The 20856-nt window shown below is 68.6% G+C and carries 16 protein-coding genes; 7 read left to right on the top strand and 9 right to left on the bottom strand.

Annotation, left to right across the window (positions count from 1 at the left end; translation table 11 throughout):
• Positions 1-14: 14 nt before the first annotated feature.
• On the bottom strand, positions 15-371 hold the full coding sequence (locus QSK36_RS08465) for an HAD family hydrolase (RefSeq protein ID WP_285781943.1): 357 nt from the start codon (positions 369-371) through the stop codon (positions 15-17).
• Positions 372-460: 89 nt separating this feature from the next.
• On the opposite strand from QSK36_RS08465, the gene QSK36_RS08470 reads away from it, so the two are divergent.
• Positions 461-640, top strand: coding sequence for a hypothetical protein (locus tag QSK36_RS08470; RefSeq protein WP_285781944.1), 180 nt, complete (start codon positions 461-463; stop codon positions 638-640).
• A 49-nt stretch (positions 641-689) separates the two neighbouring features.
• Here the strand turns inward: QSK36_RS08470 and QSK36_RS08475 are convergent, their stop codons facing one another.
• Complete coding sequence (locus QSK36_RS08475) at positions 690-3506, bottom strand: immunoglobulin-like domain-containing protein (RefSeq protein WP_285781945.1); 2817 nt, start codon at positions 3504-3506, stop codon at positions 690-692.
• Positions 3507-4797: 1291 nt separating this feature from the next.
• Between QSK36_RS08475 and QSK36_RS08480 the strand changes: the two genes are divergently transcribed.
• Positions 4798-5805, top strand: coding sequence for an RNA polymerase subunit sigma-70 (locus QSK36_RS08480; RefSeq protein WP_285781946.1), 1008 nt, complete (start codon positions 4798-4800; stop codon positions 5803-5805).
• Between the two features lie 197 nt (positions 5806-6002).
• Here the strand turns inward: QSK36_RS08480 and QSK36_RS08485 are convergent, their stop codons facing one another.
• On the bottom strand, positions 6003-6587 hold the full coding sequence (locus tag QSK36_RS08485) for a dihydrofolate reductase family protein (protein ID WP_183533623.1): 585 nt from the start codon (positions 6585-6587) through the stop codon (positions 6003-6005).
• 413 nt (positions 6588-7000) lie between these two features.
• On the bottom strand, positions 7001-7132 hold the full coding sequence (locus tag QSK36_RS08490) for a hypothetical protein (RefSeq protein WP_285781948.1): 132 nt from the start codon (positions 7130-7132) through the stop codon (positions 7001-7003).
• 347 nt (positions 7133-7479) lie between these two features.
• Between QSK36_RS08490 and QSK36_RS08495 the strand changes: the two genes are divergently transcribed.
• Positions 7480-8835, top strand: coding sequence for an FAD-binding oxidoreductase (locus QSK36_RS08495; protein WP_285781949.1), 1356 nt, complete (start codon positions 7480-7482; stop codon positions 8833-8835).
• Between the two features lie 33 nt (positions 8836-8868).
• On the opposite strand, the gene pdxR is transcribed toward QSK36_RS08495, so the two are convergent.
• A complete protein-coding gene (pdxR, locus tag QSK36_RS08500) occupies positions 8869-10314 on the bottom strand; it encodes a MocR-like pyridoxine biosynthesis transcription factor PdxR (protein ID WP_285781950.1) in 1446 nt (481 codons plus the stop codon).
• A gap of 603 nt (positions 10315-10917) precedes the next feature.
• The gene (locus tag QSK36_RS08505) at positions 10918-11496 is read right to left on the bottom strand and encodes a TetR/AcrR family transcriptional regulator (RefSeq protein WP_285781951.1); all 579 of its coding nucleotides are present in this window, start codon (positions 11494-11496) and stop codon (positions 10918-10920) included.
• Between the two features lie 111 nt (positions 11497-11607).
• Between QSK36_RS08505 and QSK36_RS08510 the strand changes: the two genes are divergently transcribed.
• Both QSK36_RS08510 and QSK36_RS08515 read left to right on the top strand, forming a co-directional pair.
• The gene (locus QSK36_RS08510) at positions 11608-12687 is read left to right on the top strand and encodes a Gfo/Idh/MocA family protein (protein ID WP_285781952.1); all 1080 of its coding nucleotides are present in this window, start codon (positions 11608-11610) and stop codon (positions 12685-12687) included.
• A gap of 221 nt (positions 12688-12908) precedes the next feature.
• Positions 12909-13901 (top strand): recombinase family protein, encoded by a 993-nt coding sequence (locus tag QSK36_RS08515; RefSeq protein WP_285781953.1) that lies wholly within the window; start codon positions 12909-12911, stop codon positions 13899-13901.
• 399 nt (positions 13902-14300) lie between these two features.
• On the opposite strand, the gene QSK36_RS08520 is transcribed toward QSK36_RS08515, so the two are convergent.
• Positions 14301-17327: a Tn3 family transposase gene (locus QSK36_RS08520; protein ID WP_285781954.1), complete on the bottom strand. Its 3027-nt coding sequence runs from the start codon at positions 17325-17327 to the stop codon at positions 14301-14303.
• 254 nt (positions 17328-17581) lie between these two features.
• Positions 17582-18322, bottom strand: coding sequence for a TetR/AcrR family transcriptional regulator (locus QSK36_RS08525; RefSeq protein WP_183532309.1), 741 nt, complete (start codon positions 18320-18322; stop codon positions 17582-17584).
• A 104-nt stretch (positions 18323-18426) separates the two neighbouring features.
• Here QSK36_RS08525 and QSK36_RS08530 point away from each other — a divergent pair, with 104 nt between their 5' ends.
• Together QSK36_RS08530 and QSK36_RS08535 are read left to right on the top strand one after the other, a co-directional pair.
• Positions 18427-19146 carry a DUF2306 domain-containing protein gene (locus tag QSK36_RS08530; protein ID WP_183532307.1) on the top strand — a complete coding sequence of 240 codons (720 nt, stop codon included), beginning with the start codon at positions 18427-18429 and terminating at the stop codon, positions 19144-19146.
• Positions 19147-19228: 82 nt separating this feature from the next.
• On the top strand, positions 19229-19474 hold the full coding sequence (locus QSK36_RS08535; RefSeq protein WP_183532305.1) for a hypothetical protein: 246 nt from the start codon (positions 19229-19231) through the stop codon (positions 19472-19474).
• A 10-nt stretch (positions 19475-19484) separates the two neighbouring features.
• On the opposite strand, the gene QSK36_RS08540 is transcribed toward QSK36_RS08535, so the two are convergent.
• Positions 19485-20768 carry a serine hydrolase domain-containing protein gene (locus QSK36_RS08540; RefSeq protein WP_285781955.1) on the bottom strand — a complete coding sequence of 428 codons (1284 nt, stop codon included), beginning with the start codon at positions 20766-20768 and terminating at the stop codon, positions 19485-19487.
• Positions 20769-20856: the final 88 nt, after the last annotated feature.

Raw genomic sequence — 20856 nt, forward strand, 5'->3', positions numbered from 1 at the left:
GGCCCGGAACCGCGTCAGCGGGTCGTGCGGTCGGCCGGGGTGGTGAGGCGGGCGACGGCGGCGACGACCTCGGAGGGGTTGGATAGGTCGGGCAGCACGATGTCGGCGCCCGCCTCCTGCAACTCGGCTGACGTCGACCTGCCCGACGCGACGGCGATCATCGCCGCCCCGCCGATCTTCGCCGCCTGGACGTCGCGGGTGGAGTCGCCGATCAGCACGGTGTTGCCGGCGGTGAAGACGGCGCCGTACCGGGCCTTGGCCCGCCCCTGGGCCACCTGGAGCAGGGTGGCCTTCGGGTACACCTCCTCGCCGTAGCCGCCCACCTCAACGTCGATCCACTTGTCCAGCCCGAACGCCTTGAGCTTGTGCACGGTGTTACAGCTTCGCGGCCATCGTTGACGCCGTAGCCGCTGGCGAGCTCGCCGAGGTCGGCTTCGGCAGCCACTACTGTCTCGACGACATGCACCTCGACGGCGAGGCCACCGGCGTCGCGGCCGGGTTCTACCCCGGTGATCCGGTTGGACCTCTCCAGGTCACCGGTGTCGGCATCATCGACAGCAGCGGCAACGAAGCCGGGGCCGATGCCTTCGTCGACTTCATGCTGTCGGTCACGAGCTCGTCTCCAGGATCTGCCCCATAACAACTGGGCGGGCGGACGAGGATGAGCTCGCCGGCCCGCCACCTGCCGGCTACCGCACCGTCAACTTCTGGTAGTTGGCCGCGTGGGGCTGGTAGGTCGGGTTGCCGGAGTAGGCAACGTGGACCGTGTACTCCCCGGACTGCAGATCGGCAGTCTGCAGTGTGACGACGGCCTCGCCGTCCGCCAGTGGCACGACCTGCACGGTGCCGCCGAAGGTGACGGTGACCTCGCCGGTCGGGGTCGGAGCGTTCTTCTTCTGCCCGCGCGCTGGTCCAACAGTCACATTCAGCTTGAACGTGTCCCCGCGGACAACCGACGCCGGCGCGGTTTTCGCATGGACCTTGACGGCGTCCGGGCCGGACGGCACCTCGAACGACGCCGTACCTTCCGACGCCTTCAGGTAGTCGAAGCCGAGGTACTCGGCCTTGACCGTCCGGGTACCAGCAGGCAGACCCGTCGGCAGCGTGACCGTGGCCGCGCCGTCCTTCAGGTAGGCGAGCTTCGACCACGAACCGATGCTGAACCGCACCTGACCGCCGGTCTCGAACCCATCAGCTGCCTTGACTGTGGCGGTGGCCGTGGTCGTCTGGGCCCCGCTCGCGTACGGCTCGACAGCCACCTCCGTGGTGGTCGTGACGTCGCTGTTCGGGATCCTGCGGATGTCGTTCCACTCCCGGAGGGTGATCGGGATCACGGTGCCGTGACGCGGACGGGCGACGCCCGCGTTGGTCATCGTGATCGCCTTGGCGTTCCAGGTCGGAGCCTCGATGTTGTCGTGGCACGCGGCCTGGTATCCACCACCGTTCGTGTACCGGTCACCCCAGAGGTAGAACTGGCCGGGGCAGGAGGTGTCACCAGGGTTGGCCTTGAAGATGATCGGCCCCTCGTACCCCTGGTTGGCGACCCACGTCGTGCGCCCCAGAGCCGGAGCGACCAACGTCCAGTTGCCGATGTTGCTGTCCAGGAAGTCGGTGTGCTTCTCCGAGAAGATGTCCGAGCCCTGGTTGCCGGCCTCGTTCTTGGTCACGCGGTAGTAGTAGTCACCGACCCGGATGGCGGTCGTGTCGATCCGCGACAGAGGGGCCGGGTTCTGCCAGACCTTGGGACCGGAGAACGTCTGGAAGTCGCGCGTCGTGGTGTACCACATCTGCGCGTTCCCCTGACCGGTGCGGTTCACGGGGTCGTTCCACAGCGACTGTGCCCAGAAGACGGCGTAGGCGCCGATCTCCTCGACCCACAGCGACTCGGGTGCGAAGGCGTTGCCCGCGTTGTCGGGTGCGACTTTCACGTGTCGCTGAGGAGTCCAATGCACGAGGTCGTGCGACTCGAACACCTCGATGTACTGGGTGTCGTTGATGGCGTATCCGCCCTGGTCGTACCAGTTCAGGTCGGTGGCGATCATGTAGAACGTGTCGCCGTCGGGTGAGCGGACGATGTGCGGGTCACGAAGGCCCTGGTCGCCCAGCTGGGAGATGAGCGACGGCCGGCCTCCGGTCAGACCGGTCCAGTCCAGAGCGGTGTTTCCGTTGGACGTTGCGAACATGATCTGCTCGCCGTCGGCGATCCCCTCGCCCTTGAAGTACCCCAGGAAGTACCGCTCGTACTCCTCGGAACGGGGCATGGCGGTGATGGTCACCGGGAACGACTTCGTCTTCGAGGCCGAACCCTTGGTGATGGTCGCCGTCAGGACGGCGTCGACATCCTCACGGCCGAAGGCCGGGCGGGTCACCTCACCCGTCGGGGTGACGAGGTCGGTGGTCGACTTCCAGGTGATCGTGGATCCGAACTCGCCGGTTGCAGGGAGGTTGATGCTTCCGCGTACGTGGTCGGTGGCGTGCAGGGTCAGGTCGAATGTGTCACGGTCGACCGCCTGCGCGTCGTCGAACTCGGCCTTCACCACGATGGGGATCTCCCGTGTGGTGACCTCTTGGGCGCCCTTGCGGACAGTCGCCGTGAGCGTGGCTGTCGCGTCGGGCTGCCCCTTCGCGGGTCGGGTGATCTTGCCGGTCACCGCAACCTTGCGTGCGCTGGGGAGGGCCGGCGGGGTATAGACCTGGACGACCGACGGGTCCGAACTCGTCCACGTGATGGTCGAGCCCGCCACGGAGCCCACCTTGGGCAGAACGATGTCGCGTACGATCGCACTGGTCAGGCCGAGGTCGATCGCGTCGGCGTCGGCGTGAACGCCATTGGAGACGGTCCTTTTCGCCAGGGCGAGTGTCTCGTCGAGGCTCACTGCCCGGTCGTAGACCCGGAAGTCCCGGATCGTTCCGCGGAATGAGTAGTGGCCCGACGTCTGCGAGCGAGCGAGGAAGTTGCAGTTGGTCCCCGCAGCGTTCACCGACGGCGCCGTGGTCAGGTTGGTTGACGTCGCGTGCAGCATGCCGTCGAGGTAAAGCCTGCCGGTCCAGCTCGTACTGTTCGCGTTCAGCGACTGGGTGTAGGTGACATGCGTCCACGCTCCCTCGGGCATGCGGACCCGGGTCTGCTGGAGGTTCGCCGAACCCACCGCGATGCGGAACCGCTGGGTGTTCGACGCGAAGATGGAGCCCTGGGCGCCGGTGTCGACGTCGCACGAGCCGGACTTCGCGCCGAAGCTCCACATCTGGTGCTCGCCGACGTTCGCCGGGTCGATCCACACGTCATAGTCAACGGTGAGGTTCGACATGCCGGCGGTGATGTTGTTCGGCAGCGCCACGTACGCACCGTCGAGGGCGTTCTCGTAGGAGTCGGGGTTGAATCTGACTCCATCGCCGGTCAAGGTCGCCTTCTCCGGATGCACGAGCGTGGCGTTCGCCGCCGAGCCCGCGCTACCCGAGTTGACCAGCGTCGTCCCGCTGGTCTCGTCGAGGGTGAAGTGGTGCACCAGCCCCTCGTTGAGCTCCTCCTCGGCCGCGTGCGAGGGCGTCGCTGCGAGCGAGACCGAGAGAAGCGCACCCAGTACCAGGCCCGCGACACCTCTACCCGTGCGACTCAGTCTGCGGCGTGACCTTTGCTGTCGCACTCTCAATCGATTCTCCTTGATCCGGTCGCTGTGGACACGTGAGGCACGGCCCCGTTTGTTGCGGGGCCGACCGCACGCGCGGGAGAGGCGAAGCCCGAAAGGGTGGTCAGCGTGCCGACGAGGCCCAGCGTGATCAGGCCTCGTTGAGCGCTCCGACGAGACGAGGGCAGCACAGGCAAAGGTTCACCTCGCTGTGAGATGTGGGGGACGGCGTGAACTGGGGATGGGGCCATATGTCGCAGGTGTCCGGGTCTTGAATGCAGACACTAACCTCCAGCCGCAGCGAAAGGTAGCTTCAAGAGAAGCAAACTTTGTGAGTAAACCGATGAAAGCTACGCTGGCCCTGGATAAATCTCATCCGATGCTGGTTGCTGGCTGCCTGCTGCTCGCCGTATCACCTGCTTAGGCCGACGCGGACGGCTGAAGCGACGAGTGGAGCGGCGTCGGACGGGTCACGGTAAGCAGCGACCGCCAGCACATCAAGGTATGCAATCTCCGCCGCGACGACGTGACGTTTCACGTCGAGTACGTCACAGATAACCCCTTTACCAAGGCCATCGAAACCCTGAAGGCCCTACAGGGAGGATGCGCCGGCGACCGGACCTTCTGGGTGCCGTGACGTCCGACCCCGCCGGGACGCCCACGCCGACCGGCGCGCATGGGACGAAGGTTCTCCGAATCCGCGGCCTGAAATGATCCCCTGTCGTGACGTGAGCACGCGCGGCCGGGTGCGCGGGGCCTGGACTGCCACTACGAGCCCGTCATGACGAAGAACCGCCGCCGGAGGCGCTCGGGTGAGCCGGGGGTTCCCCCGATGTGTGGACACTGGCTGTTATGCGGCGATCAGCACCTTATCGGGCTGCTGCTCGTAGGTCGATCGGGCTGAGGTAGCCCAGGCTCGAATGCCTCCTTCGGGTGTGTAGCGGTGATCCAGGCGAAGACGGCCAGCCATATCCGCCCGATCTTTCCCCAGTACTATGGGGACCCCTACCTGGACATCGAGGGTGTGCCCGACCCGAACACGTCCCCTGGATCGGCCCCGACCCATCCGGCCTGACGAACGGCCCGGTGTCAGCGGCTTCACCGATCAGAAATCCTCCGCCACGTCGTCAGTTCTGGTAGCCCCTCGCCACCCGCGGAAGGATTGACGACCATGACCGACGCCAGGCTGCTAGGCGACGACGAGGCCGCGTTCATCGCGGCGGCTCGCTCAAATGACGCAGCACAGTTCGCGCTCATCACGGAGCGCTACCGGCGTGAGCTGCAGGTGCACTGCTACCGGATGCTCGCGAACTACGAGGACGCCCAGGACATGACGCAGGAGACGTTCCTGCGGGTGTGGAGCAAGCGGGAGTCGTTCAAGGGCCACGCTGCGCTGCGGACCTGGCTGTACCGGATCGCGACGAACGCCTGCCTCGACTTCCTGGAGAAGCGCAACGACCGCACACCCGTGCCTGCCGAGCTGCCGGACGCGGGCTCGGAAGTGCGCTATCTGCAGCCCTATCCGGACCGGATGCTTCCGGAGGACCCGCAGGAATCGGTGGTGGCGCGGGAAACGATCGAGCTGGCGTTCATCGTCGCCGTCCAGCACCTGCCGCCGCGGCAGCGGGCGGTGTTCATCTTGCGCGACGTCCTCGGCTGGCCGGCGTCGAAGGCCGCCGACGCCCTCGAGCTGACCGTCGCATCGGTGACCAGCGCACTGCAGCGGGCGCGCGTGACGATGCGCGAGCAGCTGCCCGACCGCCGCCTCGACTGGCGGAGCCCTGCCACGCACGAGCTGTCGGATGACGAGCGCGGCGTGGTGAAGTCGTATATGGACGCCCATGAGCGCAACGACCTCAACGGGCTGATGGCCCTGCTGCGCGACGACCTGCGCTTCGCGATGCTGCCCGAGCCGGGCACCTTGATCGTCACGGCCAAGGACGCGGTGGACGGCTGGGTCTCCGGTGGGCTCTTCCAGCGCGGCTACGACGACTGGCGCTGCATCGCCACGACGGTCAACCGCATGCCTGCCGCCGCGCTGTACCTCCGCACCTCCGACGACCCGGAATACCGTTTGTTCACCATCGCGGTCCTGCACATCGTCGACGGGAAGATCGCCGAGCTCACCGGATTCGACGCCACCGACAAACCATGGCTGAGCCTGCCCGCGACGCTGTGATCAGACAAGTCCCCATCGTCGTCGAGTTCAGCGCACGGGCCGGCGTCACCGTCGTCATCATCTTCAGCGAGTCGGTCAACAGCTCACTCGGAACGCAAGGAAGGGCCGGGAAAAGGTTCCGTCATCGCCGAGGGTCACGGTGAGCACGCCAGGAAGGATTTCGACCTGGCCTCACGAGCCGAGCATTTGGCCCGTGCTCATCGCCTCGTCTCGTACCTGGTCAGCACCTCGCCGCCGGGAAACGTCCGCGTCTCGACCAGGTTCAGGTTCACCCAGCTGTCCAGCGCGGTGAAGAACGGCGTGCCGCCGCCCACCAGGACCGGATGGGTGACGATCGCGTACTCGTCGATCAGCCCGGCCCGCATGGCCGCCGCGGCGAGTGTGGCACCGCCGATGTCCATGGGGCCGCCGTCGTCGGCCTTGAGCCTGGTGATCTCGGTGACCGCGTCGCCGGTGACCAGACGGGTGTTCCAGTCGACCTTGTCGATCGTCGATGAGAACACCACCTTCGGCATGTCCCGCCAGCGGCCGGCGAACTCGATCACCGCCGGTGTGGCACCCGGTTGCTTGTCGGCGGTCGGCCAGTGGGAGCTCATCGTCTCCCACAGCTTGCGCCCGTACAGCGCCAGGCCCGTCGCGTCCACCCGGTCGGACCACCACTGGAACAGCTCGTCGCTCGGTGATGAGTCCGGTCCCTCCCCTCCACTCCAGCCGATGTCGTCGCCGGTTGCGGCGATGTAGCCGTCCAGGGTCACGTTCATGCCAAAGATCAGTTTCCGCATCGTGCCAGCCTCCCGTGAGTCGATCTCGTACGTACAGACGGGCGCGGCGCGGAAACCTAATCGGTGCGCGATCTGCGTCCGCAGGTAGTTCTCGCGTTCCGGACTCAGCACGGCGTACTCGGCGGGCTCGAGCACCACCGACCGGATCTCGATTTCACCCTCGCAAACGCCTGGTCACACAGCTACAGCGCCGGGCCCTCTCGCCGCGCTGGAGATCGCCAAGCAGTTCCCGACGCTGGGCATCTCGCTCGGCGACCAGCGGCCGCACGCGCGCCGCAAGATCCGCGAGTACCTACCTCTCTACCAGCGCCGACGCAGCTAAAGCGTTGTTTTCAGCGCCTGCTACTGAAGGGCCAGTGGGGGCCAGCACCGGGCGTGGGACCGCTACTGGGGCACCGCGTAGTCCGGCCCGGTCATCGCCGGCCTCCAGCTCTGCGCCCGGCGGGGTCGCGTTCGGCCTGCCATCGGCCGAGCGCCTCGGCCGACACCCGGGCGTACTCGGCCAGTGATCGCACCGAGGTGTGCCCGGACAGTGCCATCAGCATCGGTGGTGCCGCGCGAAGTCACTTTCGCGCTGATAAAAGAGCTTGGCGAGCATGTCGGCGATCGTCGGCCTCCAGATAGCAGACCGTGATGTCCTTGCGGTCTGATTCCTCGGCACCGTCGGAGAGGCGGCTTGGCGATGGTGAGCAGGAGCAGGTCCTGGCTGCACGATCGATTGTTAGAAGCGTGTTCGCCTCCGGAGGCCAGGAGGGGATCTTCGAGGGGCGCACGCACGCCTTCAGAGTGCGTACTCGATGAGCGGATCCTCGACCGGCCCCCGAATTGGTCCTGTATTGGGCTACAAGATCGGACCTTATCGAGTGTACCGATTCCTGCCAGGCTGAGTGGCATGACAACGACAGCGACCCGCTTCGACGGCCGGCTCCTCACGCCTGGCGACGCCGGCTACGACACCGCCCGTACCGTTTGGAATGCCATGGTCGACCGGCGTCCACGCATGATCGTCCGTCCGGTGGGCGTCCCCGAGGTGGTCGCCGCCGTGCGGATGGCCCGGGAACTGGACCTGGAGATCGGCGTGCGCTGCGGCGGCCACAACGTCGCCGGCTTCGCCGTGCCTGACGGTGGTCTCATGATCGACCTGACGCTCATGGGGGGCGTGCGGATCGACCCGGCCCGTCGCCGGGCTCGGGTGCAGGGCGGCGCGCTGCTCGGCGCGCTGGACCGGGCGTCCCAGGCGTACGGCCTGGCGACCACGGCGGGCAACGTCTCGCACACCGGCGTCGGCGGGCTCACGCTCGGCGGCGGCATGGGCTGGCTGGCCCGCCAGTACGGCCTGGCCTGCGACAACGTCGTCTCCTACACGATGGTCACCGCCGAGGGGGACGTGGTGACCGCGAGCCGCATCGAGAACCCCGACCTGTTCTGGGGCCTGCGCGGCGGTGGTGGCAACTTCGGCATCGTCACCGAGTTCGAGTTCCAGTTGCATCGCATCGGCACGCGGACGCTGGTCGCCGAGTTCGACTTCCGCGCCGAGGACGCCGTCCCGGTCATCGAGGGCTGGCGCGACTTGAACGCCGTCGCGCCCCGGCAGGCGACGTTCACCGCCAGTGTCGCCAGCAGTCCCGCCGGCCCGATCGCCACGCTGGGGTTCGTGTGGGTCGGCGACCCGGCCGAGGGCCGCCGGCTGCTCCCCGCGATGCGGGCGCTCGGGCGTCCGGTCGCCTCCCGCGTCACCGCTCCGTCGTACCTCGAACTTCAGCAACGTGACGACTCCACCGGCGGTCACGCCTACCGCCGCTATTCCAAGGGGCACTACCTGCGGAGCTTTCCCACCGCGGCGATCGAGGCGTTCCTGCTACGCGGCGGCGCTGACCTGAGCGCGAGCCTGGACCTGCCGAGCGTCGGCCTGCAGGCGCACGGCGGCGCGATCGCCGATGTTCCGGAAGCAGACGCGGCGTTCAGTCACCGCGGCACGATGTTCGAGTTCGGTGCCGGCTCTCGCTGGAGCGACCCGGCCGAGGACGACGCCAGGATCAATGCCACCCGCGCCGCCGGTGCGTCGCTCGAACCGTACGCCAATGGGGTGTACGTCAACTCGTTGACGGCCGACGAGCTGGCCGATGGGCAGCGCGGCGTACGGCGGGCGTATTCGATCGCGAAGCTGGCCCGGCTGACCGCGGTGAAGACCGCGTACGACCCGGCCAACGTGTTCCATCTGAACCAGAACATCCGCCCGGCCTGCTGATGCGCATGTCCTGGATATGCCGCCTGTGCGGGATCAGGGTACCCGTACGTCCCGGATGGCCGTCGCCAGCAGCGCGACCCCCTCAGCGATGGCGGCCTCTCCGAGAGTGGCGTAGCCAAAGATGAGGCCACCCGGTCCAGTGTCGGCGATCCGGTATGGGCCGACGCCGTGGATGGCGAGCCCGTGCCGGGCGGCGGCCGTCACCACCGCCGCCTCGTCGAGGTCGGGCGGGAGCCAGGCGACCACATGTTGCCCGGCGGCGATCCCGGCCGGTTCCAGATCGGGCAGGTGGGTGCGCAGGGCGCCCAGCAGGGCGTCGCGGCGGCGGCGGTAAAGAGGACGCATCCGGCGCAGGTGGCGGTCGAACTCGCCGCGTGCGAGGAAGTCGGCGAACGTCAACTGGTCAATGACCGGCGAACCGCGGTCGGCGAGAACCTTTGCCGCGGCGACGTCAGCGACCAGATGGGGAGGCACTACCAGCCAGCCGAGCCGCAACCCCGGCGCGAGCGTCTTGCTGGCCGTACCGCAGTAGACGACACGATCGGGCGCCAGGCCCTGCATGGCGCCCACCGGCGACCGGTCGTAGCGGTACTCCGCGTCGTAATCGTCCTCGACCACGATCGCGCCGCGGCGTTTCGCCCAGCGGATCACCTCGGCCCGCGCCGCGGCCGACAGCACTCCTCCGGTGGGCCACTGGTGCGACGGTGTGAGCACGACCGCATCGGCGTCGGCCCGATGGAGCGCATCGACCTGAACGCCGTCAGGCCCCACCGGGATGCCGACCACGTCCAGACCGGCGGCGCCGGCCAGGACTCGGGCATCGTCGTTGGACGACGGGTCTTCCAGGGCGATCCGCCTGGCGCCGTGCTGGACGAGCACCTGGATCAGCAGCGAGATGCCCTGCCCATAGCCGTTGCAGATCACCACGTTGCCGGGGAGGGCCGATGTGCCGCGCACCCGGTTGAGGTAGTCGCACAGGGTCTCGTGCAGTTCCGGCACGCCACGCCCGTCGAGGTAGGCGAACCGGTCGTTGGGCGTGGTGGTGAGCACGGTTCGGACCGAGCGCAGCCATGCGGCCCGCGGGAACTGTGAAACGTCGGTGCGCCCGTACCCGAAGTCGACCCTGATGTCGACCCCGATGCCGACACTGCGCGCGGTCGGCTGCGCCGTCGAAGCCGCGGAGCCTGCGGCGGCTGGCGGCATCGACGCGGCGACCTGGGTGTAACCGCCCGATCGGCTGACGAGGTAGCCCTCGGCGACGAGTTGCTGATAGGCCTCCACCACGACCCCGCGGGAAACCCCGAGGCCTGTCGCGAGGGTGCGGGTGGGTGGTAGCGACGCGCCCGCTCGCATCAGGCCGGCCCGGATGCCTGCGCGGATGGACGTCTCGATCTGCCGGTGCAGCGGCACCCCGGCGTCGCGGTCCAGCTTGATGAGCAGGTCCTCGGCCGGCCCGGAATTGGTTCTCAATCGCCCCACAGGATCGGACCTTACCGGCGTGTACCAATTCCTGCCAGGCTGAGTGACCTGCCCGGTTCCTCGGTGGAGAACTATCCAGATGAGCTCTGGCCGGGGGCACGGGCACTGTGGCCATCTCCATCGACGATGCGTTGTGCCGCTACGACTCCGAGCGCCGCCCTCACGCGCAGGACACCGCAATGGGCGCACGGAAGGACGGCGCCCGCAGCACCTCCAAGGGTGCCTACCGGCTGATGACGCCGATGGCTCTGAAGCCCTTGGGTGTGATCCGCGAAGGCGCTGTGGCCCGAGCGCGGGCGCGCGCGAGAAACGGCCCCGAAGCCGCACGCCTGGACGGCGGGCGGCAGAGGGCCGGGGTACGGTGGCGACGTCGAACCGGGGGGCGACCAGCATCGGAACGAAAAGTCACGGTAGGCGGTCGCCTGGATTGACGCTGGTGTGACTTCTCGTTCTGATGCGTCCGGGGCCCCTGGTGCTTCGAAGCTGATGTGGCAGGTGAACGAACGTCCCGCTAAGGGCGCCAGGTGGTCTGCCGTCGGAGCTGATCGTCTGCGTGCCTGGTAAGAGGCCTGGGGATGCGACGCGGCGCTGGCCTGAGGGCTTTCAGGCCAGCAGGGCGCGCAGCGCCAAGTCACCGATCTGCCGCAGTTCGTCGTGGCTGCGGCCGGCTGCCGCCTGGACGGCGATGCCGTCGGAGATCGTGTGGACGAGTGCAGCTAGGGCGGCCGGTTCGTAGTGGGACGGCAGATCGGTGGCCTGCTCCAGCCGCCTGCGCAACGCCGCCTCACCGGCTTTGCGAACCGCGATGGCGTCCTGGCGTGCGGTGTGCGCGTCGGGTCCGCAGGCGTGAACGGTGTTGACGCACAGACAGCCATGGGGCGTGTTCTGGCCCGCGGTCAGGTTCGCGGCTCCGCAGATCAGCTGCTCGACGACCTCGCGGCCGGTGGGCGCGTCCAGCGCGTCAGCGGCGTAGGCGCCGGGGCCGTTGAGGTAGCGGGCCAGCACCTTGGCGAACAGTTCCTCCTTGTTGCCGAAGGCGGCGTAGAGACTGGGCTTGTTGATGCCCATCGCTGCGGTCAAGTCGGTCAGCGAGGTGCCCTCGTATCCGTGCCGCCAGAACACCTCCAGCGCCTGGTCGAGTGCGGCGTCTGCGTCGAACGAGCGTGGGCGTCCGCCGGGCATGCCGTCCTCCGTGCTCTCCTAAGTTTTATACCTATCGGTACGTTACCTCTTGCGGGAAGACGGCGCGCCGGTCTAGTTTCATACCGGAAGGTACACAACTACGGGGGGCACATGATCCGAGTCGGAGTTGTCGGGGCCAGCGGCTGGGCGGACGGCTCGCACCTGCCCGCACTCGCTGCACTCGAGGCGTTCGAGGTGACCGCGGTCGCGACCACCAATCAGGCCAGCGCGGACCGGGCGGCCGCCGCTCATGGCGTGCGGCATGCCTTCGCCGACGCGGGCGAGCTCGCCGAGCACCCTGATGTCGACCTGGTCGTCGTCTCGGTGAAGGCTTCCGGGCACGCCGCTGTGATCAGGGCCGCGCTCAAGGCCAGCAAGCACGTGGTGTCGGAGTGGCCGCTGGGTGTCGACGCCGACCAAGCGAGAGAACTGACCGAGGCCGCCGTCGCCGCAGGCGTCGTACACGCGGTGGTCCTCCAGGGACACCACTCGCCGAGCGCCCGCTTCACTGCCGACCTGTTGGCTGATGGCCGGATCGGCACGCTCGAATCGGTCGCGCTGGTGGCCGAGGGCGCACCCTGGGGCGGCAGCCGGGTCTGGCCGAACCTGGTGTTCGGCCTCGACCCAGCAGAGGGGACCAACATCCTGACCATCATGGCCGGCCACTTCCTGGCCGCGCTCGAACGGGTCGCGGGCCCGCTGACCGAGGTCTCGGCGCGGCTGCCCCGCACGCACGACCGCGTGCTGGTCGCCGGGACGGAACAGACCGCGCCCAACGCAACACCCAGCCACGTGCTGCTGCACGGGCTGCTGGCCGGCGGCGCCACCGCATCCGTCGCCGTGCACGGCGGCAACGGCCCCATCCAGGACGCATTCGTGCTCAAACTCGTCGGCAGCGACGCAACATTGACCGCCACCCCGGCCCGGCGTGGAACGTTCATCCACTGGGGCGACTGGGACATCAGAATCGGAGACGACCCCGTAGCCGTGCCCGACACCTATCGCACCGTCCCCTTGGGGGTCCGGTCCGGCCCGCCGGCCAACATAGCGGCCCTCTACCAGGAGGTCGCCCAGGCCATCGCCGAAGACCGGCAGCCACACCCCAGTTTCGAGACCGCTCTGCGCCACCATCGGCTCCTTGCCGCCATCGAACGGTCCGCGACCGATGGAACCGCCCGGGAAATCTCGTAACTCACCTGGCACTGGCGACGGCGGCTGGGCGCTGATGCCCCCGCCGGCGCCGTGTTCTTCGTACAGGGGCCCGGTCCGGGCCTGTTGTTCAGTGGCCGGTGTTTCATAGGCGGTCGCTTATGAAACGCCGTTCTCGTCGAGGCCGGTCCTGGTCGAATCGTGTTTCATGGGTTGTTTCAAATGATTGGACGTGTGAAACACCCACATGAAACGCTCTGGGGGTGAACGAGGACGACTTCATCCGCGTGGAGGCGCACGATTGCCCCATGTCGATGTGCTCCGCTCCGGCCGGGTCGCCGTGCCGCACCGGCAAGGGCAGGGTGGCCGTTCAGTACCACACCGCCCGGTTCCGGCTCGTGCCCTCCCTGGCCAAGGCTCTCAATGTCCCGACTCCGGCCATCCGCAAGCCGGGCTCGGCGTGGGTCGAGCTGCCCCGGCCGGCGTCCGCCGGCGCCGAACCGGCCGGGTACGCGCGGATCGGCTATGCCCGGGCTTCCACTGTCCGCCAGTCCCTGGACACCCAGCTCGACTCGCTCAGGAAGGCGGGGGTCGCCCGGATCTTCTCGGAGAAGATCTCCACCCGGGCCGCCACCCGGCCCGAGCTCGACAGGGCCGTCGCTCTCGCCCGGGAGATGCGGGCATCGGGAGTCGCGGTCACGCTCGTGGTCCACGAGCACAAGCGCCTGGGCCGCGGCATCGAGCTGGCCGCGCTGGCCGAGCAGTTGAAAGCCTCGGGCATCGGGCTGGAGTTCCTCGCCGGCGAACTGCAGGGCTCGCACGACCCGTCGGGGATCGTGTTCACCGTGCTGGCCGCCCTGTCGGGAATGGAACGCGAGTACATCCGCGACCGGACCCTGGAAGGCCACGAGTCCGCCCGCACCCGCGGCAAGCGCATCGGCGGCGCCGCCGTCACCGACAAGGCGATGCTCTCCCACGCCCTTCACCTGCGTGAGCAGGGGATGAGCCTGCGTGCCATCGCCGGACACCTGGTCATCACCCAGGGCAAGAAGAAGGGGCGTCACCCTTCACCTGCCACCGTCCTGCGGATGTTCCGCGAGCACGACGCCGACGGCCAGGACGACGGCCAGGACGACGGGGAGGAGGACGGGCGGCTCGAGTTGGAAGCCGTGCTCGCCGCGCTGCCGGCCGACACCCGTCCCGCGCCGTCGGTCACGCAGTGCGACCAGCTGATGCGTCTGCCTCGGAACCGCTGAGCCCGTCGGCGAGCACCCGGACGGGGCCTGTGCGCGAGGCCCTCTGCTTAGCGGCGGGTGTTCAGCGTGACCGCCCGGCATCAGGGCGGCTCAGGACGACCCAGCGGTTGCCTGCCTGGTTGGACTTCTTTGTCGCTGGCAGTGATCTCGCTGCGGGGCCCGCCGATCAGATGGCCGACGTGTTCCACGGCCTCCCAAGAAGGAAGAGGGTCCCGGGTGGGAGTGCATTCGGTGGGCGACCCTGTGGGGAGAGCCGGATCCGGTAAGCGACGTCCTCGCCGAGTTCGCCGATGAGTTCCTGCCGGAACTCCGCCAGAGCTAGGTCGGTGTCCACGGGCTATCGGGGTTTCCTCTTCCACCACGGCATGGATCGATGGTGCCACCCGCCGCCCGCGCGGGTCAGTCGTCTTCATCGTCGGTGTCGGGGTCGCGGAGCTCGCGGGCACCCGAGGGGCCGAGGTCGGGGGCGGTGAAGGAGTAGGTGCCGATCACGCTGATGTGCTTGCGGCCGAAGGGCGACAGGCGGGCGACGTCTTCGTCCAGCAGCGGGTAGCCATCGGCGCGCAGCCGGTCCAGGGCCTTGTCCATGTAGAAGGTGTTCCACAGCGTGATGCAGTTCAGGACGAGGCCGAGCGCGCCGAGCTGGTCTTCCATGCCCTTGTAGTAGCGCTGGTAGATCTCGCCCTTGCGGCCGTGGAAGACCTTGCCGGCCAGGGCGTGCCGGGATTCTTGCAGGTTGCGGACGCCTTTGATGTCGCGGCGGTAAGGCTCTTCGACGGCGTAGGTGAGGATGTGCAGGGTCTTGAAGATCCGGCCGTAGTGCGCGATCGCCTCGCCGAGCTGGGTGGGGTTGCCGTCGCGCTGGAGCATCTTCATCACGTCGTGCGCGCGGACCTTCCCGGTGTAGATCGACACGACCACGCGCAGGATGTCGTCCCAGTGCCGCTTGATCTTGTTCAGGTCGATCTTTCCTCGGGCGAAGCGGGACAGCGGCCCGTAGTCGGCGTCCTGGATCCGCCAGCCCTTCTGGTCGGGCAGGTCGGCCAGCGCCGGCCGGTACTGCATGCCCAGCAGATGGACCAGGCCGAAGACAACGTCGGAGTAAGAGCCGGTGTCGGTGACGATGACCTCGGGGCGGCGGCCGCCGTCGCGGCGGAACAGCACGTCGATCATGTGCAGGGAGTCGCGGACGGTGCCGGTGACGACCTTGGCCCCCAGCCCGACACCCTGGTCGTTGATCATGTTGAGCCAGGTCAGACCGCGTTTGTTCCCGAAATACTTACGGTTGGGGCGGGTGTAGATCGACGGGACCGGCACCACGAACCGCATCCCGTCGATCGCGGCGACCAGCCCGCCGCCGAGCTGCCGGGCGAAGCCGATCCCGGCTTGGGCGTCGATGAGCGGGGCGTTGGCGGCCGAGAACGTCTCGGCCGACAGGTAGTTCTGCGCCACGTGCGACAGCCGCGCGCGCTCCAGCGCGGCCGTGCCGGGCTTGATCACCGGCGCGTACCCGATGTTGAGGGCCTGGGAGGTCAGGCACGCCGCGACCGAGACATCGAAGTCGGCCAGCTTGCTGACCCCGCCGGCGACCGAGGTGAACGCGGCCTCGAACCCCTTCACCCGGCCGATGGTCTCCAGCAGCAGCTCGGGCAGGTCCACCCGCGGCAGCATCCCGGCCACCCGCTTGCGCAGGTCGGTCAGCGAAGCTGGATCGGGCAGCGCGACCAGCTTGGCCACGTGCAGACGGCCCTGGTCATCGACGCTCAGACCGCTCTCACCGCCGACCCGCCGGGACACATCGCCCAGCGCCATGTGCAGCACCATCGCGTTCTCGGCCAGCAGCGTGGCGGGATCGGCGGGCAGCCGCAGATCGGTCAGCACCCTGCCCTTGGCCGCGGCGTAGGCATCCCCGGCCAGCAGCTCGGCGCGCGGGTCGCGCCAGCGCGCCGACGCCTGGGAGTAGATGTCGCGGCGCCTCAGGTGGCGGTGGAACTGGGTCAGCACGCACATGGTGTAGGCGTTCTTGTCCACGGTGCTGCCGTGCGCGCCGGGCCGGTGCACCAGCCGCTTCCACGACCCGGTCACCAGGCCGGTGTCGATGTCGGCCTCAGCGACCTTCTTCTTGCGGCCGTCCAGCAGCCGCGGCAACGCCTTGGTCGCCGTCAGCACCCGGGCCGCCTCGGCGGTCGCACCGAACTCGATCACCTCGGTGAGGGTCTTCAAGAACCCCGACACCGTCCCGATCCGCTCGGCCAAAAGCGCTCGCATCGGCCCGTCGTCGTCGGCCTCGGGCGGCGGCACCATCCCGGTCACCGCCGCCACCGCGCTCCGCAGCTCCCGGCGCGGCACCACCGCGTCGATCGACTCCCACACCTGCTCCAGCGACAGTTCCTCGCCGTACTCGGTGACCTCCAGCAGCATCTCCACCGCCGCCGCCAGCGTCGCCGAATGCCGCGCCAGCTTCGGGTGCTGGCGGGCGCGTTCCTTGTCGGTCGCGGTCTCGGCCTTGCCGATCAGCTCGGTCGTCATCAGCAGATCCAGCAGGTCCAGGCAGTCATCGACCGACTTGCCCTCCAGGTAGATGACCGTGGCCAGCAGCGTGGCCAACTGCCGCGAGGGACCGTGCCGCCGAAGCGTGGTCGCGGTCGCGCTCATCCCGTAGCGGGCCAGGTCCACCAGCCGCCGCTGCGGAACCTCCGCCGGCAACTTCACCGCGCCCAGCCCCGCGCCCAGGATCTCCTGGGCCCGCTTCAGCGCCTTCTCCAGGTTCTTGCCCGACGGCACCGATGGCCCTTTGCGCCACCGCTCCAGGTCCGAGGTCCGCGCCCCCTCGGGCACCTCCAGCACCGCCCGCTGCCGCGGCGACAGCACCGCGTACAAGCTCTGGTGCAGCCGCTCGACCGCCTGCTCACGCACCCGCGCCACCAGCCGCGCCAGCGTCGTTACCCCCGGCAGCAGCACCTTCTCACCGCGCAGCCAGGTCACCCCCTCGGTGAAGACACTCTTGGCGCCGTCCCCGGTGTTCCACGCCCGCGCATCCGCCCACGCCACGAACTCGTCCTCGGCCTCGGCGAAGCTGCGCAGCCCGTAAGCCCTGCGGATGTCGTCCTGATGGTCGAACACCGTCTGCTGCCGCTCGGCATAGGACTTCACCACTGACGCATCAGCGATCCCGAGCTGAGCCGCCAGGTAGTCCACCACCTCGTTCGGCACGTCCAGCGGATCGGGCAGGAACCGGCCCACAAACCGGGCCGTGGTCACCTGCAACGCGAACCCCAGACGGTTGTCCTCGCCCCGCCGCTTGGCGATCAGCTTGCGGTCGGCGTCGTCCAGGAAGAACAGCTTCTCCAGCTCCGCCCGCGACGGCGCCCCGGTGTAGCGGCCGTAGGTGCTGGCTTCCTCATCGCTCAAGAACTCAACTGGCATAGCCCCAGAAAGTAGGACTCACCCACCGGACGAACCCCGCCAAAGATCAGACCGTTACCCGGTCCGACCACCAACCACCCCGATATCCAGTACAAACGCCCAGCTCACACGCATCGGAACGAGTTTCCGCGCTAGCCCGACCCGACGGGTCCCCTTAGCGCGGATTTTCGTTCCGATGCTCGTCAACCCCCGAACCGCTGCCCGAGCTGAAGGCCCGCGCCTCCTGCGGCGCCGCGCCGTCCGGCTGACCCGGCTCAGGTCCGGGCGGCGCGTTCGATCGCCACTTCCACTCCGTCGAGCAGGTGGTCCAGGCCGGCGCGGAAGTCGTCGTCCGGACCGGCCCCCGGGTGGGGGGCGAACACCCCGGCTTCGACGGCGCGGGCCAGCGCCGGGAACCGGCCGGGGTCGGCGAGCTCGGTGAGCAGGGCGGCGTACGCCCCGTCGGCCATTTCCTCTGGTTCGGCGGTCGCGGACGTCCGGAGCTGGGCCGCGCCGCGCACGTAGTGCAGCACCAGCATGACCACCGAGAACCGGGCCCGCCAGTCCAGCGGGGTGCCGCCGAGGGAGCGCAGCGCGGCGTCCAGCCAGGCGAGCTGGCCGGGGTCCATCGGCGGGGAGCTCACCAGCTGGACGATCCACGGATGCCGCAGGTAAACGCCGAACAGCTCGACGGCCCAGCGGGTGAGTGAGCCGCGCCAGTCGGCCGGCGCCGTGCCGAACTCCGGCGGCGGGCCGGGCGCGGCGTCCAGCATGAACAGCTGCAGGTCGTCCTTGCCTGCCACGTGCCGGTACAGCGACATGGGCGCGCAGCCGAGCCGTTCGGCGAGCCGGGCCATGGACAGCGCGGCCAGGCCCTCCTCGTCGGCGAGGGCGATGGCCGCCGCCACGATCCGCTCCAGGCTGAGCGCGGGCGTGCGTCCCCGCCCCTTCGGCTTGGCCCGCCCCCACAGCACGTTCAGCGCGTGCGGCAGCTCGTCTCCGATGTCGTCCGGCATTCCAGGGAGCTTACCAGTTTGCGTATGGCCTACGCGTTGCGTATATGGTACGCATTAAGCGTATGGCATACGCATCTACTCGACCGTCCCCCCTTGGAGCCGTCATGCACACGACGATCGACAGTCCTCCGCCGGTATCGGCCCGCCGGCGTCCGTGGTGGCGGCGCCGCTGGACGGTGCCGCTCGGCCTGGTCACGGCCGGGTTCCTCGCGTTCTCGCTGCCGCCGTACCTGACCGGGGACCCGTCGCTGTCCCGGGTGCCGCAGCCTGAGGGGTTCGGCCTGCACTACCCGCTGCTCGTGGCGCACGTGCTGTTCGCCTCGGTCGCCATGGTCACCGGGTTCTTCCAGGTGTGGCCGTGGTTCCGCCGAAGGCACCCGGTGGGGCACCGGCGCGCCGGGCGGGTCTACGTGTTCGCCGGGGTGCTGCCGGCCGGGCTGACCGGCGTGGTCATCGGGGCGCGCAGCCCGTTCGGGCTGTTCCTCGCGGTCAGCGACGTGCTCCTCGCCTTGCTGTGGCTCGCCTTCACCGTGGCGGGCTGGCGCGCCGCCCGCGCCCGCCGGTACGCAGACCACCGGCGCTGGATGCTGCGCAGTGCCGTGCTGACCTACTCCATCATCACCAACCGAGTGTGGACCGGGATCCTGATCATCGCCCTGCCCCCGTTGCAGGACACCGTCTTCCACGGCGACCCCGACCTGGTGGCGTGGACGATCTCCGGGCTGTCCGGCTGGCTCGGCTGGACCATCCCGCTGCTGACCGTGGAGTGGTACCTGGAGCGCGAGGTGGCCCGCCGCGGCCGCCGCACCGCGCTCGCGACCTGATCCCGGCGGCCGATCCCGGAACGACCGCCCGCCCCGGAACCGCCGTCGGTTCCGGGGTGTTCGCGTTCGCGGAGGGCCTGAAATGCGCACAGATTGGCCGACCAGTACGCCGGACGGCAGCTACTCGACTCTGCGGTTCTCGCTGCCGGCGGTGCTGTGCGTCGACAGCACCGCCGGCCTTCGGTCGCGCAGGCCGAGGAGCCGGCCCGGCGGCTGGAGAAACACACCCGATCTCCGCGCCGACGGCGATCAGCGCGGGCGCGTGGACGAGGTCAACGCGCACCTGCTCGACGGGACGGTCCCCGCCAAGGGCACACGCTGCGGCTGATCAGCGGGGGTCACAGGCCGTAGGAGGGGAAGAGGTCCGTGGTCGGCCAATCGGTGATCTTGTCGGCCACCACGTGCAACGGGTAGTCGATGTCATCGGTGAAGCTACGCTCCGTGGCGTCGTTCCACCGATTGAAGAGCACGACCCAGCTCAGCCCGTCATACCGCCGCACCATGAGGGTGGAGGTGCCGGGATACGTCCCGTCGTGCCAGGTGTTCAGGGCGCCGTTGGTGGGACGGACCGACCAGCCCTTGCCGTAGTACCACTCGCTCCAGGGGACATTGTCGGGAGGCGGGGCGAACATCTGCCCGATCGTCGACGAGGTGAGCAGGCCCGGAGCATCGAAGATCGTGGTGAACCTCGCCATGTCGACGGCCGAGGAGAGCCAGGCGCCGTGCGCGGCCATGTTCTCGAGGTTGAACGTCCCGTACGGCATCGGCACCTGGGCCCCGGAGTTGTCCAGGACGGTCGTGTCGCTGTAGTCCGAGTAGTAGGTGATCTCCGTGGACCGCCGGAGATTCTGCGCCGTGCGGCCCTGCACCATGCGGGTGATCTTCGCCGGGGCGAGCACGTTCTGCTGGACGTAGGTCGCGTACGGTAGGCCGGTGACCTTCTCGATGACCTTGCCGAGCAGCATGTAACCGTAGTTCGAGTAGACGTACTTCGAGCCGGGGTCGAAGTCCAGCACGCGCGCCGACATGAAGTCCATGATGTTCGCCTGCGTCACCGGCAGCGGCACGTGGAGTGTGCCGCTGATGGTGAAATCCGCCCGGTACATCGGATCGATCCCGGATGCGCCGCGATCCCAGCCGCCGAGGTGGTGCAGCAGGTGTAGCACGGTGACCTGACCGAGGCGGGAGTCGGCGGCCGTGCTGAGGCCCAGCATCGGCGCCACCGGGGCCGACAGGCTGAGCCTGCCGTCCTGGACGAGCTTCATGATCGCGGTGGCCGTGACCGGCTTGCTCACGCTGGCCAGGCGGAACAACGTCGTCGGCTGGGCCAGGGCGGGGCCCGACGTGGAGTTGTATCCCCGCGCGAGCATCAGCTTGCCGTTCCGCACCACGGCGAGCGAGGCGTACGAGATCTTCTGCGCCTCCATGACACTTCTCATCAGGTCGTCGAAGGCCTGTAGCGACTGCGAACTCGAGCCGGTGACCGTCCAGGGAGGAGGAGTGTCGGTCGCGATCGCCGAGCCGGCGGGCAGTACGGCGGCGGCCGCCTGCCGGGCGGGCAGTGCGGCGGCTCCCACGACGGCGCCCGCGAGCAGGCGCAGCGAATCCCTGCGAGTCAGCATGAGTCGATCCCCGTTCTCCGGTCAGATGACACTGTGGACGAAAATAAAGACCGAAGATCGGGCTTTAGTGTGACATCCACATCCCTTT

This window comes from Microbispora sp. NBRC 16548, from assembly GCF_030268985.1.
GTDB classification, from domain to species: Bacteria; Actinomycetota; Actinomycetes; order Streptosporangiales; family Streptosporangiaceae; genus Microbispora; species Microbispora catharanthi.

What these genes read in the sequence shown, in the direction of transcription:
- QSK36_RS08510 (WP_285781952.1), top strand. Translation starts at nt 11,608, where the DNA reads ATGATCCGAGTCGGAGTTGTCGGGGCCAGCGGCTGGGCGGACGGCTCG.
- QSK36_RS08505 (WP_285781951.1), bottom strand. Translation starts at nt 11,496, where the DNA reads ATGCCCGGCGGACGCCCACGCTCGTTCGACGCAGACGCCGCACTCGAC.
- QSK36_RS08495 (WP_285781949.1), top strand. Translation starts at nt 7,480, where the DNA reads ATGACAACGACAGCGACCCGCTTCGACGGCCGGCTCCTCACGCCTGGC.
- QSK36_RS08535 (WP_183532305.1), top strand. Translation starts at nt 19,229, where the DNA reads ATGCGCACAGATTGGCCGACCAGTACGCCGGACGGCAGCTACTCGACT.
- QSK36_RS08540 (WP_285781955.1), bottom strand. Translation starts at nt 20,768, where the DNA reads ATGCTGACTCGCAGGGATTCGCTGCGCCTGCTCGCGGGCGCCGTCGTG.
- QSK36_RS08490 (WP_285781948.1), bottom strand. Translation starts at nt 7,132, where the DNA reads ATGCTGATGGCACTGTCCGGGCACACCTCGGTGCGATCACTGGCCGAG.
- QSK36_RS08525 (WP_183532309.1), bottom strand. Translation starts at nt 18,322, where the DNA reads ATGCCGGACGACATCGGAGACGAGCTGCCGCACGCGCTGAACGTGCTG.
- QSK36_RS08480 (WP_285781946.1), top strand. Translation starts at nt 4,798, where the DNA reads ATGACCGACGCCAGGCTGCTAGGCGACGACGAGGCCGCGTTCATCGCG.
- QSK36_RS08485 (WP_183533623.1), bottom strand. Translation starts at nt 6,587, where the DNA reads ATGCGGAAACTGATCTTTGGCATGAACGTGACCCTGGACGGCTACATC.
- QSK36_RS08470 (WP_285781944.1), top strand. Translation starts at nt 461, where the DNA reads ATGCACCTCGACGGCGAGGCCACCGGCGTCGCGGCCGGGTTCTACCCC.
- QSK36_RS08520 (WP_285781954.1), bottom strand. Translation starts at nt 17,327, where the DNA reads ATGCCAGTTGAGTTCTTGAGCGATGAGGAAGCCAGCACCTACGGCCGC.
- QSK36_RS08530 (WP_183532307.1), top strand. Translation starts at nt 18,427, where the DNA reads ATGCACACGACGATCGACAGTCCTCCGCCGGTATCGGCCCGCCGGCGT.